General features: G+C 45.6%; 11 protein-coding genes. 3 read left to right on the forward strand and 8 right to left on the reverse strand.

All coding sequences use genetic code 11. The features are described from left to right. Positions 1–193: 193 nt before the first annotated feature. Positions 194–2,479 (reverse strand): sensor histidine kinase, encoded by a 2,286-nt coding sequence (locus VGN67_RS21010; protein WP_327488879.1) that lies wholly within the window; start codon positions 2,477–2,479, stop codon positions 194–196. A 568-nt stretch (positions 2,480–3,047) separates the two neighbouring features. Further along, complete coding sequence (locus VGN67_RS21015; RefSeq protein ID WP_327488880.1) at positions 3,048–3,197, reverse strand: hypothetical protein; 150 nt, start codon at positions 3,195–3,197, stop codon at positions 3,048–3,050. A 232-nt stretch (positions 3,198–3,429) separates the two neighbouring features. Here VGN67_RS21015 and VGN67_RS21020 point away from each other — a divergent pair, with 232 nt between their 5' ends. Then, complete coding sequence (locus VGN67_RS21020) at positions 3,430–4,215, forward strand: SDR family oxidoreductase (RefSeq protein ID WP_327488881.1); 786 nt, start codon at positions 3,430–3,432, stop codon at positions 4,213–4,215. Positions 4,216–4,520: 305 nt separating this feature from the next. Here VGN67_RS21020 and VGN67_RS21025 read toward each other — a convergent pair whose 3' ends face one another. From VGN67_RS21025 to VGN67_RS21035, 3 genes are all read right to left on the reverse strand, one after another. Further along, positions 4,521–4,997, reverse strand: coding sequence for a hypothetical protein (locus VGN67_RS21025; RefSeq protein WP_327488882.1), 477 nt, complete (start codon positions 4,995–4,997; stop codon positions 4,521–4,523). Between the two features lie 518 nt (positions 4,998–5,515). After that, the gene (locus VGN67_RS21030) at positions 5,516–8,182 is read right to left on the reverse strand and encodes an ABC transporter permease (RefSeq protein ID WP_327488883.1); all 2,667 of its coding nucleotides are present in this window, start codon (positions 8,180–8,182) and stop codon (positions 5,516–5,518) included. Next, positions 8,179–8,517, reverse strand: coding sequence for a PadR family transcriptional regulator (locus tag VGN67_RS21035; protein ID WP_327488884.1), 339 nt, complete (start codon positions 8,515–8,517; stop codon positions 8,179–8,181). The genes VGN67_RS21030 and VGN67_RS21035 overlap by 4 nt, the downstream gene beginning before the upstream one ends. A 240-nt stretch (positions 8,518–8,757) precedes the next feature. On the opposite strand from VGN67_RS21035, the gene VGN67_RS21040 reads away from it, so the two are divergent. Next, positions 8,758–9,213: a DUF1801 domain-containing protein gene (locus VGN67_RS21040; protein ID WP_327488885.1), complete on the forward strand. Its 456-nt coding sequence runs from the start codon at positions 8,758–8,760 to the stop codon at positions 9,211–9,213. 54 nt (positions 9,214–9,267) lie between these two features. On the opposite strand, the gene VGN67_RS21045 is transcribed toward VGN67_RS21040, so the two are convergent. The 3 genes from VGN67_RS21045 to VGN67_RS21055 form a co-directional block, all read right to left on the reverse strand. Further along, positions 9,268–10,395, reverse strand: a complete 1,128-nt coding sequence (locus VGN67_RS21045) for a mechanosensitive ion channel family protein (protein ID WP_327488886.1) — start codon at positions 10,393–10,395, stop codon at positions 9,268–9,270. Positions 10,396–10,688: 293 nt separating this feature from the next. Beyond that, a complete protein-coding gene (locus tag VGN67_RS21050; RefSeq protein ID WP_327488887.1) occupies positions 10,689–12,221 on the reverse strand; it encodes an MDR family MFS transporter in 1,533 nt (510 codons plus the stop codon). 51 nt (positions 12,222–12,272) lie between these two features. Further along, positions 12,273–12,845 carry a hypothetical protein gene (locus VGN67_RS21055; protein WP_327488888.1) on the reverse strand — a complete coding sequence of 191 codons (573 nt, stop codon included), beginning with the start codon at positions 12,843–12,845 and terminating at the stop codon, positions 12,273–12,275. Between the two features lie 417 nt (positions 12,846–13,262). Between VGN67_RS21055 and VGN67_RS21060 the strand changes: the two genes are divergently transcribed. Next, entirely contained in the window at positions 13,263–13,733 is a 471-nt protein-coding gene (locus tag VGN67_RS21060) for a response regulator (RefSeq protein WP_327488889.1), read from the forward strand. Positions 13,734–13,800 lie beyond the last annotated feature (67 nt).

The raw sequence follows: 13,800 nt of genomic DNA on the forward strand, positions 1-13,800 counted from the left end.
TACATAGTGTTGCATGTGGGTAGGGGTTATTAGCTACTCTGTAAGGTTAAAGGTACATGGCAGATATATGAGTAAACTGACCACTACTAAAAATGGTGTGCCGCAGGGGCTAAAACAACAGCCCTTGATTGGGAAAAGAAATAGCCCGATGTTTTTGGACTGCGCTTGCTGTGTACTACGACTCCTCCCGGACTTATTGGGGTAGAATAATTGTAAACACAGCTCCCTTATTGGTTTGACCGCTGGCCTGAATAATACCGCCGTGGTTATTCACAATTTTTTTGCAGATCGCCAGACCAATACCCGTACCCTCGTACTCATATTTGTGGTGAAGCCGTTGGAAAATGGCAAATATTTTTTCCTGGAAAGAATTGTCAAAACCAATGCCATTATCTTCAAAAACCAGTTTAAAGTACCTGGCAGCAGGGCGTAGCTGGTAGTGGCTTACTTCGTCGGGGGTAAGGTAGCTGTGTGAAATGGAAATAACGGGAGGGATATTCTGGTGGCTGAATTTAAGAGCATTGCTAAGCAGATTTTGAAAAAGCTGACGGAATTGAGAAGGAATAGCCCGGACCGAAGGTAAGGTACCGGTTTGTAGGGAAGCCTTAAGTTGTTCGATTTTATGGTCAAAAGTAAAAAGTACCTCGTCCAGCAATTCCTGCAAATCAATATTTTCGATTTCATTGGTTTCTGAAAGTAAGGAAAGCGATAATATATCCTCAATCATTTGATTCATTCGGGACGATGAATTCATGATTTTTTCAAGGTACCGCCGTTCCTCCTCAGAGTAGGCGCCCCGGAGCGTGTACAGTCGGTCCACAAAGAGGGAAATTTTACGCAGCGGCTCCTTTAAATCGTGGCTGGCTATATAGGCAAATTCTTCCAGACTGGTATTGGACTGCTGCAGCTCCTTAGTCCGTTGCAATAACACCTGTTCCGCTTTTATTCGCTCGGTAATATCCAGCGAAATATTAAGTATCTGCTCTACCTGGTGTTGGCTGTTACGCTCAAAGACGGTACCAAAGGTATGAAACCAGCGGTATTCGCCGTTTCGGTGTTTCATCCGGTATTGAAATTCAGCTACCATTTCTCCGTCCGGATGCACCTGTTCATTGGCCAGGGCCATGTAGCCAGCATTTTCCGTCATTAATTTTTCCAGGTCATCCGGATGAACCAGATCAATAAAAAACTGGACGCCGGTTTCCAGAACCTGCTCAGGTTCATAATCTAAAAGCTTTTTCAGAGCTTCGTTTAGAAAAGAATACCGACCTGTATGGATATTATAGGAAGTAATAAGGGCGGGTGTGGCATCCGTAATTTTCTTGATAAAATTTTGGTTTTCCAGCAGCCTTTTTTCAGTTGCCTTTTGTACCGTTACATCCTGCGCAGAACCAATCAGTTGAATTACCTTCCCCTGATTATTCGTAATAACATCGCCCCAGGCGTGCAGTATTTTTGTTTTTTTAGATTGATTGGGTCGGATTCGGTGATAAAAAGTGTAGGGCTTTTTCGTTTCCAAAGCCAGGGTTACAGTTTGGGTGACTAATTCCTTGTCGTCCGGATGGATTAAATCAAGGTACCTTTCAAAATTTATTTCTTCGGAGTTTGGCTCCAGATCATATATACGGTACAGTTCATCCGTCCAGCTTACCTGATTAGTCAGTATGTCCCAACTCCATGTTCCTACCTGGGCCATGGTTTCTACCTGCCGGTAGAGTTGTTCGTTTTGCTGAAGCTTATTTATTAAATTTTGCCGCTCGGTCACATCCTGGGTGGTCCCGAATATTTGGTGGACCTGCCCATTTTCATCGAGTATCAATTCGCCCAGGGCATGTAAGGTTTTTACGAAACCATCTTTCAGGATTATCCGGAAATAAAAATCAAATGGTTTTTGTTGGGTTCTGGCCACCAGAATATTGGCCTTAATCAATTCGGCATCTTCCGGGTGATTAAAGGAGGCAATAAAATCATTGCTGATGTTGTCGGTAGTAGGGTCAAGCCCGTAAATGCGGTATAATTCCTCTGACCAACTAAGCTGATTTTTGTTCAGGTCCCAGGTATAGCTGCCGATATGGGTTATGGCCTGGGCCTGCTTATATAAACGGTCGCTCTGTTCTAACTTTTTTACCTGGTCGTTGAGCCGGCTGTCTAATAGCGAAATAAAAACATTGAAAGCGGTGGAAGTATAGTCGTGGAAATAGGTGTCTATTTCTTTGATGAGCTCAATAATATGAAATGGGTTGGAGGTATAAGCGGGTATAAAGTCCAGAAATGTCAGCCTGCGCGACCGGGTAATTAAAGTAATATCATCAACAATGACCTGGTTACGTTCCACATTGGGTAGTTGGTTGGCCTTCCAGCGTTCCAATGATTTCCGGGTATAGGCAATAAGGTCATTATCGGCCATGGCCTGTAAAAGCTCCAGATTGGTAGCGTTGGCCAGGGGTAAAAGTTCACTTTCGCTAAAATACTTCAACATAGGTACCTGCTGTTCCCGAATTATGCGGTAAGCGGCCTCCTGAAAAGCTTCGAGCTGTTGTTCCAATAAATATTTTGCAAAATCCGGTAAATAAACCATTTGCCTTTTCTGATCCCTTTGAAGTTTAACCTCCTGCATTTCATTATAGCCGTTTATCTGTATTTGCCAATGTTTCTGAAATTGATCTAACTGCACTACCTCAACCCATTCCCATTGGAAAAGGGCGCCCCGACTGCCAGATTAGTAAAGATTAGCGTGATGTAGGAAATTTTATGACTAAAATTAAAAATAATACTGCATTTTGAAGCAATATTTAATTTAATGAAGGACAAATTTTAAAACTTAGGGAAATCTGGCAGCGAGCAAGCCGCAAGGAACTATGGCAGTGGCAATGATTAGGAGCCCCTGCCATGCATTAAGAAATATTTCGAAGGTTAACCTAAAGTGGACGAAAGCGTGCCCTTACCAGCCGTACAACTACGATTCAGGCAAAGGCATTGATAAGTACCCCTGGTAAAAGTACCCATTCAACTTCCCAATTAAGCATGATCAAACCAGGAGTACCTGACTAGGAGTCTTTGGGGGTGCGTTTGCTGGCCAGGTTTCTCATTTGCTGAAGCGCTTCCTGACGGGACATACGACTCTTATTGTTTCGGGCATCGTTAATGGCCTCTTTGGTAACCCGGCCTTTGAAAAAGTTCAGAAGGGAAAATAGCATAGTAATTGGGATTGTTAAATCAGTTTCATTTACCTACTAACAGGTAAGTAGACTAAATGGTTGAACTACTGTAAAAAAGTAGCGGCTTTTTCTTTGGAATACTCCCCCGGCTTTTCTTTATTAGATGAAAATCCCGGATTATTCCGGTTCCGGAAAATAGGGCGGTGCCTGGGGAAACACGATTTAGAAATTCCCTTTAACTAACTTCCATTGTTGTATTAAAATAAACCCAATGAATCTGAATCTGACTGATAAAATTATCCTGGTTACCGGTGGAGCCAAAGGAATTGGCGAGGGAATTGTTCAGGTACTTGCCGCCGAAGGTGCGCTGCCGGTCATTGTAGGCCGCAGCGCCGAAGACAATCAAAAAGCAATTTCCAGCGTTGAGATTGCCGGTGGAAAGGCCTTTGCCATTCAGGCGGAGTTATCTCAACCTGAAGAATGCACCCGGGCCGTCCGGCAGGCGGTTTCGGAGTTTGGCCGGATAGACGGCCTGGTCAATAACGCCGGAGTCAACGACGGCGTTAGCCTGGCTGGTGGAAGCTACGAAGCATTTATGGCTTCGCTCCACAAAAACCTGGTACACTACTACCTGATGGCCCACCACGCGCTGCCCGAACTTAAAAAATCCAAAGGGTCGATTGTGAATATTGGCTCAAAAACGGCCGAAACCGGCCAGGGTGGTACTTCCGCCTACGCGGCAGCCAATGGAGGTCGAAATGCCCTTACCCGCGAGTGGGCCGTTGAACTACTTCCCTATAGTATCCGGGTCAATTCAATTATTGTGGCAGAATGCTGGACCCCCATGTACGAAGACTGGATTAGTAAGCAGGAAGATCCGGAGGAAAGGCTTCAGGAAATTACCCGCCGCATTCCCCTGGAAAACCGCATGACCACCGCGACTGAAATTGCCAACATGGCGGCCTTCCTGCTTTCGGACCGGGCCAGCCATATTACCGGGCAACTCCTGCACGTTGACGGCGGTTATGTCCACCTGGACCGCGCCATCATGAGCTAGTACCGATGGCCCTGCTTTTTGGGTTCAGATTAGCCCGAAGTTCTTTTTCATTTGGGAAAAACTTTACCTCCAATTGTTCATGGCTAGCCTTTTCTTTGGGTAAAGAATTAATTTGATTGAACCCCAAAAATCAAAGTACCCCACTAATAAATGAAAGCATTCCCAAGTCGGGAATGCTTTCATTTATTTTCTAAAAAGCCTATTTTTTTATTCTCAGCTGTTTTACTTGATTGGCTTACTATCAAGCAATTATCAGGAGTACCATGAATACCAGACCAACGAAAAGCTGAATTCCGGTGGGTGCTTTATCCCTCCTGATTTTCATTTTTTGGTTTACGGCCTCGACGCTTCCCGGTGTATTCGGCTTTGGGTGCCTGACTTTCCAGCTGAAGCTCATAGCCGGTTGTACCTTCTTCATAATCAAAAGGTGCAACCGTAAAATTGTATTTGTTATTAGCATAATCTACCCCATTTTTCTGGAGAATTACGGCTAACGAAATTGAATAATTTTTGGCTCCTTTTGCCATTTCAAATGATACCGCCTGGTCGTCGGTAGTGGGCACCAAAAACAAAGACTTTATTTTGCGCTTTCCTTCCTGAGCTCCGATCATAAACCGACTTTGATCCGGATTGAAATCGAGCTGCTCAATAGTTTTAGAAGGAAAAACTAATTTTCCTGCGCCGGAAATGTACCCTTTCAGGGCTGGTGCTTTTTCAGTTCTTTTAGATTTGGGCTCACTATTTTCTTCGGGCGAAAAAAACTTTATTGCTTTTGCTTTCATTTTGTAAAGGTTATGTTTTGTGCAAAACTACATAAATATTGAAATTTCAATTAATATTCTGAAATTTTTAAGCGTTATGGTAGGTAAAATCAAAAATTGGTCAGCCCATTTTGAATAATTGTGCCAAATAATAGAAGTTAGATAGGTACTTCTCCGCTGATTTAGGTCAAAAAAGAACTTGAGACGTTGGACATTTTGGTGTGTAGTGGAAATGAAGCCCGGCCCCTTTCTTTACCAGATAGGTAGGTATGGATAAAACCGGGGAAAGTCAATAGTCACAAATGCAAAAATTTCCTTTCACTGGTAAAACGTTTAAAATGAAAAGTTGTTTGCTTTGCTTAAGATGCCAGGTGAGTTTAGTATAAAATAACGGGTCAGAAAAAAAATAGCCCGTGTTCTTTGCCGTCCTTCGATTTAATTTTGATTCCGATTTGGTAATAAAGTTGTAATGGCACTAAAAAGCCGCTGCCACTCCCAAAAGTATTGGAGAGTGGCAGCGGCTTTTTGGGTGTTGAAATTTATTCTCCCCGCAACGAATCTACCGGATTCATAACGGCTGCTTTGATGGATTGGAAAGATACCGTCAGCAAAGCAATTCCTATTGCCAGCAGACCCGCCAGCAGGAACATCCACCATTCGACATCAATGCGGTAGGAAAAGCTTTGGAGCCATTCGTTCATGAAGTACCAGGCCAGAGGGGTAGCAATTACAATTCCGACTAATACAAGTTTGAGAAAATCCTTGGAGAGCAGGACTATGATACCCGCAATTGAGGCACCCATTACCTTTCGGATTCCAATCTCTTTGGTGCGCTGCTGGGCCATAAAAGTGGCCAATCCTAAAAGACCCATGCAGGCAATGAAAATGGAAAGCGAAGTAAACAGCACAAACAGGTTGCGGAATATTTGCTCATTCTCATAAAACCGGGCAAACTGCTGATCCAGTAGTTCATATTCAAACAGCCATTCCGGTGCTCGTTCCTGCCACTTTAATTTCAGGAATTCCAGAGCGGCAGCTACATTTTCGGGCCTTACCCTGGCTACCATAGCGTAGTAGGCGGGTTTATGAATATGCAGTACTAAGGGCTCAATTTTATGATGTAACGATTTGTAGTGGAAATCCTTTACCACACCAATTACTTTGCCTCGCTTTATGGTATCGGCCGGATTGGAAGGTGCCCATTTATTCCACAACAGCTCTTTTCCCAGGGCTTCCTGCGGACTTCTCCAGCCAAAAGATTTTACGGTAGCTTCATTGACAATATACGCTTCCTCTTCATCAGTACCATATTTAGTGGAAAAATTTCGGCCAGCTACCAATTTGATGTCCAGAGTAGGGATATAGTCATGATCAATTAAGAACATATTGATACCAATGTCCTCCGCTTTTCCCGGTACCTTCACTCCATCGCCGGCAAAAGCGCCGCCTGGAAGCCCGTAAGAGGCCGTTGCTGCTATAATATTGGGATTTTGCAGGAGTTCGTCCTTAATAACCTGGAAATCCTGCTGCATGCTCTCGTTAGCGAACGGCAGGATTATGAGTTGTTCCTTGTTAAATCCGAGGTTCTTCTGCTGGATATAATTAAGCTGGGTATACACAATACCAGCTCCGATGATTAGCGCAGTAGACACCGCAAACTGAACCACTACCAGAGTTTTACGCAGGCCGTAACCACCCTTGGCTTTTGATTCAAGGCTTCCCTTTAGTACCTTGATGGGTTGAAAAGCGGAAAGGAAAAAGGCCGGGTAAATGCCCGCTAATAAACCTACCACCAGCATAGTGGCGATAATCTGAGCAAATAGCCGGACCGACATGGCATCAAGTAGTGAAAGCGATTTGCCCGCCCAGTTATTGAATAGGGGCAGGACTCCCGCTGTTAAGAGTACCGCCAGGACCATAGCCAGGGTAGTAAATACCATCGACTCACCCAGAAACTGCCCAATGAGCTGGCTGCGCTCCGCCCCGATGGTTTTACGTAACCCGACCTCCTTGGCCCGTTGCATGGACCGGGCCGTAGACAGGTTCATAAAATTAAAGCAGGCAATGAGGAGCGTAAAGAGGGCCACAATGGCAAAGGCGTATACATACCGAATATTACCTTTTTTGGCGATATCGTATTCCAACTCGGCTGAATGCAGGTATATATCCAGGAGTGGCTGGAGGCTGGTTTTATAGCTCATACCACTTTTATCCAATTGATCCTTGGCGAACTGGTTTAACATGCCCGGAATTTTGGCCTCCAGCTGGTCTGGATTAGCACCGGGAGCTAATAGTACATAGGTATAGAATTGCTGCCAACCCCAGCTTTCCATGCGGTCGTAGTCGCTGAATATGTCACGCATGGTACTAAACGAGCCAATGCAGCTGAGTTCCAGGTGGGAGTGGGATGGAAGGTCTTTCATGACGCCCGTCACCCTGAATTTCAGGTTGCCATCTACCGTAAGTATTTTGTTTAAGGGGTCCTCGTTGCCAAAGTACCGCCTGGCTACCGTTTCACTAATAACTAAGGTACCTTGTCCACGCAGTGCTTCGGACTTGTTGCCCCGTACCAGGGGCAGGGTAAATACGTCAAATATTGTAGAGTCAGCCAGGATAAAACCTTTTTCCCTGAATCTATTGGTTTCGTGGGTAACCAGAGGTTCACTGAAAGAAAATATCCGAACCGACTGCTCAACTTCCGGAAATTGCGCCTTAAGCGTAGGGCCAAAGGGGGGCGGGGTGCGGGCCATGTGGTTCACCCGTCCTTCCGAAGTTCGGTCGTTGACAAGGCGGTATACCCGATCCGCTTTTTCGTGAAAAGTATCGTACCGTAATTCATCCTGAATGAACAGGAAAATGGTAAGGCAGCAAGCTAACCCAACGGATAAGCCCAGAATGTTGATGACTGCGTACAGCTTTTGCCGCTGCAGGTTGCGGAGTGCGATTTTCAGATAATTTTTTAGCATACCATGGCTGAATAAAAAGGGTGAAGTTAGGTTTTCGGATTTACGTTTAAGGGCAAAGGGTCTGAGAAAGCTTAGTACATCCCACACGTACTGCTGACGCGCTGATTTTTCACCGTACAGCACTATCCTTCTTTGAAAGCGTTCGTACAAATCGCCCTGTACCTCCTCCAGAAGGTGCGGGGCGCAGAACCATTCCAGAAGCTGGTCGGCCCAACGGGGAGGGGAAAGAGGGAGCTTCATATACTAAAAGCCGGTAAAACCTGGGGCGAGATGGAATCCCAAAGCCGATTGCGGGTATCCCGGATGGTCTGTAAGGCCTGACTCCCCTGGGCCAGGAGAAAGAAGAGGCGTTTTCGGCGTCCGCCCCGTTCAGCCGTTGCCTCTCCCAGGCGCGATTGGAGCATACCTTTCTCTTCCAGGCGGTGCAGGGCGGCATGTACCGCGCTGATGGTTACCTGACGGCCCGTTTGTTTCTCAATTTCTTCGGCAATGGCCACGCCATACGCTGAGTCATGTAGTACTGCCACGGTAAGCAGAACAAGTTCTTCAAATTCTCCGAGGTAATTTCTTTCCATAAGAAACGATATGTTTCATATTTGTAGATAAAATAACGTACCAAGGCGTTTAGTAGTAAATTAATGTGCTGATATTTAAGGGATTACATGCAGTAGTAGGTAGGAGTTTTTGTCCGAAAATGAACAGTTTACGTTCATCCGTGGACAGTACAGTGTATTGATTTACTGTGGGTAAAGTAGTAATTTGTGGCAGTTGCTTTTCCTTCTATTGAAAGGCCACCATCCTAAACCATCACTGCTATGCGTTTTGAAGCTGACACGCCCCAAGCATATATTGACCAGCTCCCGGAAGATCGAAAACGGGTCATTTCCAACCTCCGGGATTCCATTCTTACAAACCTGCCCACAGGATTTGTCGAGACAATTAGCTACGGGATGTTGGGCTATGTAGTTCCGCATTCTATTTACCCGGCCGGGTACCATTGTAATCCCAAACTACCCTTGCCCTTTATGAGCGTAGCTTCCCAAAAGAATTTTGTGGCGGTATACCATATGGGCCTGTATGCTGATCAGGAGCTATTGCAATGGTATATGGCTGAATACCCAAAGTATAGCACAACTAAACCGGACGTGGGCAAAAGCTGTTTGCGCTTTAAAAAACCGGATGCGATACCCTACGAGTTAATTGGTGCACTGGCCGGAAAAATGACAGTCAAAGAATGGGTAACGAAGTACGAGAAGGAGTTAAAAAAGTAGGCAAATAAAAAAAGGAGCCGCAAATTTCAGCGGCTCCTTTTTTTATTAGAAATATTATTCCGGTTTTATAATGGCTTGAATTTCGGGAGCATCGGACTCTTTTTCCTCCGGCTCCTCTTTTTTTTGATCCACCACGTACAGGGTCCGGGTTGGATAGGCAAACTCAACCCCCATTTTCTGAAATTCTTCAAACAACCGGAAATTGATTGTTTGCTGAATATCCATGTACACGGTATAGTCTGCGCTTAATACGTGGTATACCACTTCAAAATCAAGACTGGAATCGCCGTAGGCAGCAAAATGGGCGCGGTCAAAGGAGGTATTTTCCTGGCTGAGAATTAAATTCTTCACCAAATCCGGAATCTTTTTGAGATTATCAAGGGAAGTTTGGTACACTACGCCAAATTTAAAAATGATCCGGCGCTTTTCCATTCGTTTGTAGTTGTGAATGCGCGAACCGGTCAGGTCACTGTTGGAAAATATCAGTTGCTCGCCCGTCAGGCTTTTGATTTGGGTTGATTTTACGCCGATGTAATCGACGGTACCCATTTTGTTATCAACAATAATAAAATCACCGGTTTCAAAAGGGCGGTCAAAAAAGATGACAAAGTAGTTGAATAGGTCCCCCAGAATATTCTGAGAAGCCAACGCAATGGCCACCCCACCTATACCCAAACCCGCTATGACCGTCGTGACGTTGTACCCCAGATTATCAAAAAGGAAAAGTAAACCAATACCCCAGATAAATACGTTGAGGACAATCATCAGGCCGCCCAGCTGTTTTACTTTTTCCTCGCCCCGTTCCTGTTTGCGTACAAACGACTGCAACAGGAGCAGAATAACCGAGGACACGACCCTTAGAATAAGATATGTAACCACTACGGTTACGGCCACGTCTAGGATACGGGAAAAGCGCGGGGCTAACCGGAGGTAGCTAATGCCCAAATAAACCACCATCAGGTACAGGGCGGGGATACCGTAACGATCCAGGCCGTGTACCAGGTAGTCGTCAATTTTTGTTTCGGTATTGCCCGAAAGTCTCTTTATGTTTTTTAAAACAAATCGCTTAAAAATATAAACCAGCAGAATGCCGAAGAGAATACCTCCGGCGACTAACAGGTAATCAAGAACAGTATTTCGGAAGTAGACTCTATCCAGTTGTACGGTGAAGTTTTCAAACATGCTCAATAAGATTAATGAAACGATAGAACCAGATTGGGACATCCCAACCAAATGGAAGGTATAGCTTATAAATAGAAATAACGGTTAAATAGAAATAACGGTGGAAGTAGAGAAAATGAAAGTTCATTGTATTCAACCTGTAAGGTAGGCAAAACAATTTTTGCAGACTAGGCTACCATAAATTCTGAAGGTACTTTGTTTGTACCGTCCAACAGGCTTTTCCTCCTTTCTGTTTGTGGCTTTTCAATTTTCCTGAATGCTTCCAAACAGACCTCAATATACTCCAATTTAATTTAAGGTTCCGAAAATGCGGGAGGTGTATTTGTTTTTCGCAATGGTAGTTGCGGTACAAAGCAGGTGACTACCCAGGCCAGCAGTACTATAAATAGCAGGTAAAAATAATTGTCGGTAATGGCCTGAGCGAAGGCCGCATCTGGTTCCTGGGTTTGGGCTGTACCGGTAGCCCTAACCGCTTCGGGCACACCTTCACCCGTAGGTACTACGGCGGGTAGGGGAGTACCAGCCAGGGAGGCCGCCAGCAGGGCACCCATTATTGCGGTACCAATTACACTTCCTATTTGCCGGAAAAACTGGTTGGCACTGGTAGCCTGCCCCATATTCTGAATGGGCACGGCGTTTTGAATAGCCAAAGGGAACAGAGGAAAAGTAGGGCCCAGGCCAATGCCACATAGCGCCATGTAAATCAGGACCGAATTGAACGGAGTTTGGGGAGTCATGCGGGAGAGGAGCAGTACACCTACCACCAGTACCGCTATACCCACCAACAAAATGTACTTATAGTTTCCAAATCTGGACACGACCTGCCCGCCCGCCACCGAACCCACTACCAATCCTAAGGACAAGGGTACCATGCTGGCCCCCGCCCGGGTAGCCGTTACCCCCAGAACATTCACCATAAAAAGGGGCAGGAACACGATAATGCCCATAAAGGCGGCTCCCAATAAAAAGGAGGCGGCATTGGAAGTACTGAAAACCTTGTTGCTGAATAAGTTCAGGTTGAGAATAGGACTTTCAATTCGTACCGACCGGACATAAAAAAGAGTCAGGCAGAAGGCACCCCCTCCCAGTAACCCCAGAGTAAGTGGGGAAGTCCAGCCGTACTGGCTTTTGTCCTGCTGTAGGCCAATCATAAATGGTATCAATCCCACAATGAGCAACACCGCCGACCAGTAGTCAAAGGATTGTTTTTTCCCCGCTGGCAGCAGGGGAGGCATTTTGGTAATAATAAACCACAACGCCAGAGCCCCGAGCGGAATATTGACATAAAATATCCACCGCCAGCCTTCTACGCCGGGCAGCAGGTTGCCACCGAAGTCGGTCAGCAAGCCACCAATCCAGGGGCCGATAACACTCGATAACCCAAAAACCGCAGCTACGTAGCCCTGATACTTACCCCGTTCAGCCGGTGGGAATAAATCAGCGATGATAATAAAGGCCATAGAAAACAGCCCCGCCCCACCCACGCCCTGGATGGCCCTAAAAATTATCAGCTGATTCATGCCGTCACCAAACAGGGGAAGCGGGCCAAATTCGCCCGACAGACCGCACAGGAAAGAGCCCGTGAGAAAAATCAGGACCGCCACCAGTTCTATTTTTTTTCGGCTGTACATATCGGCGAGTTTGCCGTAGATAGGTACCAGTACAGTGGAGGCAACCAGGTAGGAGGTAGCTACCCAGGCGTAACGTTCCAGCCCCTGCAAATCCTGTACAATCCGGGGTAGTGCCGTGGCAACAATAGTTTGGTCCAGGGCCCCCAGAAAGAGAGCCAGTAATATTCCAATCAGGGTAAGAATTCGGGCGTCCATCAAAAAAATAGCAGGTTGATACCTAAATTCAACCCGGAGAAAATTGTAAAACTAAACCGGTGGTACGGGAATAACCACTATATGCACCCAATGATGCGTAAAAATTACGCCAAAGGCAAATACTACATGGGCTACCAGCAGCGTGAGCAGGTACGGCGGCAGGGAAATGTCCGGTGGATGGGGGTAAACAGTGAAAAACGCATACCATCCCATAATCCCAATAAGTCCAAAGGCTAACCCAAAAAGCAACCCATGCAACAGGGTCGGGCTACCTACCCCCCATTCCCAAAGCAGGTGGAAGCACCAGGTAAATAGCAATCCAACGGATAAATGGGCTACCCAACCCACGCCAATCGCTAACGGCCGGTCAGATAACCCGCCGGAGGAGGTGGTACTGAAGGTCAGCATGGTGCCGAGTATCTTCACCACTTTCAGCCTATTTTTGGTGAAGTACCCTATACCATACATGAACAACGTCATCAGGAGCGTCCCTACGACTCCTTCTACCAGTAGTGCCGACGGTTCAAACAACCAGCTCCCGGTTGGAGCAAAAGGAAATGCAGTTGAAAACATCCCTACTATATTTATTGGGTCAAAGTGAAAAACCAGTGAAATTTTCAACATGAAATAACTATTCCACCACCCAAATTTGATCTATCCGTTTATTATTTTGCAATAATTGGCCTAATTCCTTCCATTTAAAAACTTACAGGGTACAAATAGGTTATAGCATCGAATCTGTAATAAACAATTTTTTAAGTACCAACTATACACCCTACCATAAGTAGATCCCAATGAAAATAAATGAGCCGAGTAGTGCAAAGACCGGGTGGAGGCGTATTAATTTTAAACGTACCAGTCAGGGGGCAAAATTAGTAGGGTACGGTTTCCTGTTTTGTGTGCTCCTGGCCGTAGTCATGTGGCTTGTTGACTACTTTCTGAAATAAAAGGCGGGTGGTGAAGTACCAGGAAAAGTATGGCTTGATTTGTGTGGGAAAATAAGAGAAAATGTCTCCCTTCTGCCCCACTAATCAAGCCACTATGAAAGTACGCTCTACCTTTTTGTTGATTGATGATGAATTAGAAGAACACCTGCTTTTTTCAATGGCCCTGCAGGATATTAATTCCTCCTACGCCTGCCGTTGTTTTTCTAATGTCGAAAATGCCATTGACTACCTTCTCCAAAGCGGTACTTTACTCCCGAAGCTGATTTTCCTGGATTTGCACCTGGTTGGTACGGACGGAAGAGAGAGTTTGAAAATGTTAAAGGAACTGGAAGGCACGAGCCACATTCCCGTTATTGTTTATACTACTTCTCCCAATCCGGAGGATGTAATCGAGACCCGGCTATTAGGCTCGGCGGGGTATATTGTCAAGCCGGGAGCCTACGCAAATTTAAAAGAAATCCTGCAGAAAATAATCAAGTACTCCGACCAGCAGGTTGTACATTTCTTTCATAAACGAGCACCCCACTACCGCCAGCTTCTTGAGTTAGCCCTGTCGGTTAATTAATCCCGGACTGTTAAGCCATGCCTCCCACACCCTAAGTACTTAGGGTGTTTTTATATTTACCTGAACA

Origin of the sequence: Telluribacter sp. (assembly GCF_035998675.1) — a bacterium.
Taxonomy (GTDB): Bacteria; Bacteroidota; Bacteroidia; order Cytophagales; family Spirosomataceae; genus Telluribacter.